The organism is Caballeronia terrestris (genome assembly GCF_001544515.1).
Classification (GTDB): Bacteria; Pseudomonadota; Gammaproteobacteria; order Burkholderiales; family Burkholderiaceae; genus Caballeronia; species Caballeronia terrestris.
This window is the reverse complement of record NZ_FCOL02000212.1, coordinates 1-3,292: the sequence shown is the minus strand read 5'-3', so window position 1 is coordinate 3,292 and position 3,292 is coordinate 1. Positions and strand designations below refer to the sequence as shown.

At 60.8% G+C, this 3,292-nt stretch carries 2 protein-coding genes; both read right to left on the bottom strand.

The annotated features are described in order from the left end of the window. Window positions 1-447: 447 nt before the first annotated feature. A complete protein-coding gene (locus tag AWB67_RS35400) occupies window positions 448-1,566 on the bottom strand; it encodes an asparaginase (protein ID WP_087660553.1) in 1,119 nt (372 codons plus the stop codon). A gap of 77 nt (window positions 1,567-1,643) precedes the next feature. Continuing rightward, window positions 1,644-3,062, bottom strand: coding sequence for an aspartate ammonia-lyase (aspA, locus tag AWB67_RS35395; RefSeq protein WP_087660552.1), 1,419 nt, complete (start codon window positions 3,060-3,062; stop codon window positions 1,644-1,646). Window positions 3,063-3,292: the final 230 nt, after the last annotated feature.

Here is a 3,292-nt window from a genome sequence, read left to right as displayed (position 1 = left end):
GACCGCATGGATGATCGCCGTCGAGCCTTCGCATGAAAAATCGTTTTATCGTTTGCGCGCCTTTACCGTCCGCGTTTTAATCCCCGGATAAAGTGGATCAGCCCTGCTCCTGACAATAAATTTCGAATTGTTTCAGGGCAGATCGATTGGTTAGCTGATATGCGACGCAAGGAAAGAAGTTGAACCTCGCGCGCAAATGCATCGGCCAGCCGCAAAAGGGCTCCATTCGATTTACTCTTTGCGCGTGCTGGCTACGAGGGTAATAGGCACGCAAATGGAAAACGTTACATGCGGAAGAAACGATCGTGCGTTTTTATCTGAAATCGATCACCGTCTTCAAACGGTTACTGTCTGTGGTCGTCGCTGCGGAAGCTCATTCCGCAGCACGCCCAACCGCCGCGTCGAGCACATAAGCGAAACGACGGAAGGGAAGCCAAAAAACGCCGATCACCACGTTCCGCCAAACGCCTGCTGTACTTTTTGCGAATCAGTAACACCGTTCGCAATCAGCAATTGCGTAAGCAACCGGGCCTTTTGCGGATTCAAGTCGAGCGAGACGACGAAACCTCTCTTGTCATCGTCGACCTCCACGTTTCTGTTCACGAATCCGGACATCACCCGCGTCGAGCGGACGACGACGATACCCTTTTTGGCCGCCCTGTCGAGCGCAGCGAGCGCTTCCTTGGACGCGTCGCCATCACCCTCGCCCGCCAGCACGATACCCTTCGCTCCATCGCTGATCGCGTGGTCGATCTGCTGCCCATCCATGTTGCTATGCGCGTACACGATCTCGACGCGCGGCAACTGACCACCCGCCGGCAAGCCCAGCACGTTACGCGCTGATTGAGGGGGCGGCGTGACGAACCGCACGCTCGCCGGATCCACATAGCCGATCGCGCCCGCGTTCGGCGAAGCGAAAGCCTGCACCGCGGTCGTATTGGTTTTCGTGATCCAGCGCGGCCCGTGAATCTGGTCGTTCATCACGACCAGTACGCCGCGCCCCTGAGATTTCGGGCTCGCCGCTACTTCGACGGCCTCATAAAGATTGCCGGGACCATCGGCGCTCGTCGAGCCTCCGGGACGCATGGAGCCAACCAGCACCACCGGCTTGTCCGAGCGCAGCACGTTTTGAAGGAAGAACGCGGTTTCCTCGACCGTATCGGTGCCGTGCGTAATCACGACGCCGTCCACCTCGTTCCGATCGAATGCCTCCTGAATCCGGCGCGCCAGTTGAAACCAGATCTTGTCGCTCATGTCCTGCGAGCCCACATTCGATATCTGCTCGGCGCTGATATTCGCGAGCTTCTCGATGCCCAGAACGCCCCGGACGAGATCCTGGCCCAGCACGTTGCCCGAGTTGTAGCCGATCGCGGAGCGCGGATCAGCCGTCCCGGAGATCGTCCCGCCCGTTGCCAGCACGAGAATGCGCGGCGTGCCGGCTGCGGGCGTCGTCGACGCGTCCGGTGCCGCATCGGCGGCCCAAGCGCTCGTTGCACTAAGGGCGCTCGCGCCCACCACAAGCCCTGCGACAAGCATTGAACTTTGCACGATGGTCTTGATGCTCATTTTCATTCTCCTCGGTTGATTGGACAGCGCAACGACGGGACGTCGCTGATCGGCGAAGCGCCCCGCCTGATGTTTCCTTACGCAGCGGACGAGATCTTCCTCGGCTGCGTCAGCATGGCGGGCTGTAGGATCTCGTCGAGTTGCAACTGGCTCAAGAGCCCCTTCTCGATCACGATCTGCGCGACGCTCCGGCCCGACGCGAGCGCTTCCTTCGCGACTTCCGTCGAGTGCGTGTAGCCGATGTACGGATTGAGCGCGGTCACGATGCCGATCGACTGCTCGACGATCGCGCGCAGCCGGTCCCGATTGGCCGTGATGCCGTCGACGCATTTCGAGGCGAGTGTGAGGCACCCCGCCCGCAGGTGGGCGACGCTCTTGAAGAGGCTATGGGCGATGATCGGCTCGAACGCGTTGAGCTGAAGCTGGCCTGCCTCCGCTGCGAAGCTGACTGTCACATCGTTGCCGATGACTTCGAACGCGATCTGGTTGACAACTTCCGGAATGACCGGATTCACCTTGCCCGGCATGATGCTGGAGCCGGCCTGCACCGGCGGCAGGTTGATTTCCCCGAAGCCGGCGCGCGGGCCGCTCGAGAGAAGCCGAAGGTCGTTGCAAGTCTTCGAGAGCTTGACCGCGACGCGCTTCAACACACCGGAAAGCTGCACGAACGAGCCGACATCCTGCGTCGCTTCGACCAGGTTCGGCGACGTCGTAAGCTCGATGCCGGTCACATCGCTCAAATGCCGGCACGCGAGCGGCGCATACTCCGGATGCGTATTGATGCCGGTCCCGATCGCCGTCGCGCCCAGGTTGATCTCGCAGATCAGCTTCGCAGCTTCCTTGAGCCGCTCTTCGTCTTCGCCGAGCATGACCGCGAACGTGCTGAACTCCTGCCCGAGCGTCATCGGCACCGCATCCTGAAGCTGCGTGCGGCCCATCTTGAGGTCGTTGCTGAACTCTTGCGCCTTGCGCTCGAACGACGCGCGCAGCACACCCATCGCCTCGACCAGTTGCATGATGCCCGCATAGGTGGCGATCTTCAGGGCGGTCGGGTAAACATCGTTCGTGCTTTGCCCCAGATTCACGTCCTCGTTCGGATGCAGAACGCCGTATTCGCCCCGCTGATGGCCGAGATGTTCGAGCGCGAGATTTGCGATGACCTCGTTCGCGTTCATGTTGGTCGAAGTGCCCGCGCCGCCCTGGATGACATCGACCACGAAGTGATCGTGCGCCGTGCCCGAGCGCACTTGCCTGCACGCCTGGACAATCGCCTGCATCTTGAGTTCGCTCAGTAATCCGAGATCGTAGTTGGCGAGCGCGGCCGCTTCCTTCACGCTCGCCAATGCGTTGACTAGATTCGGATAGACCGAGATGGGGATACCCGTGATCGGGAAATTCTCGAGTGCCCGCAGCGTGTGAACGCCATAGTAGGCTGCGGCGGGCACGGCGAGGTCGCCGAGAAGGTCGTGTTCGATACGTTCGGTAAGCGTGAGCATGATTTCTCTTCCTTTGAAAGTGCGGATGATGCTGACGAACGGAGTCATCCGGCGCACGTCGTGCGCAGGCCGGTCAGCAGTATCAATTGGGGTGGATCAGTCGATTCAGGTGGCTTCGAGCAGCGGGGATGCGGTTGGCGCAGCCGCCGCGCTCGCATATGTGACGCACTGTCTTGCAAGCACGTCGGTTGGATCGATCAGCGTCACGCGTTCGCCGTTTGACCCGGTGC

What these genes read in the sequence shown, in the direction of transcription:
- AWB67_RS35400 (WP_087660553.1), bottom strand. Translation starts at nt 1,566, where the DNA reads ATGAGCATCAAGACCATCGTGCAAAGTTCAATGCTTGTCGCAGGGCTT.
- aspA (WP_087660552.1), bottom strand. Translation starts at nt 3,062, where the DNA reads ATGCTCACGCTTACCGAACGTATCGAACACGACCTTCTCGGCGACCTC.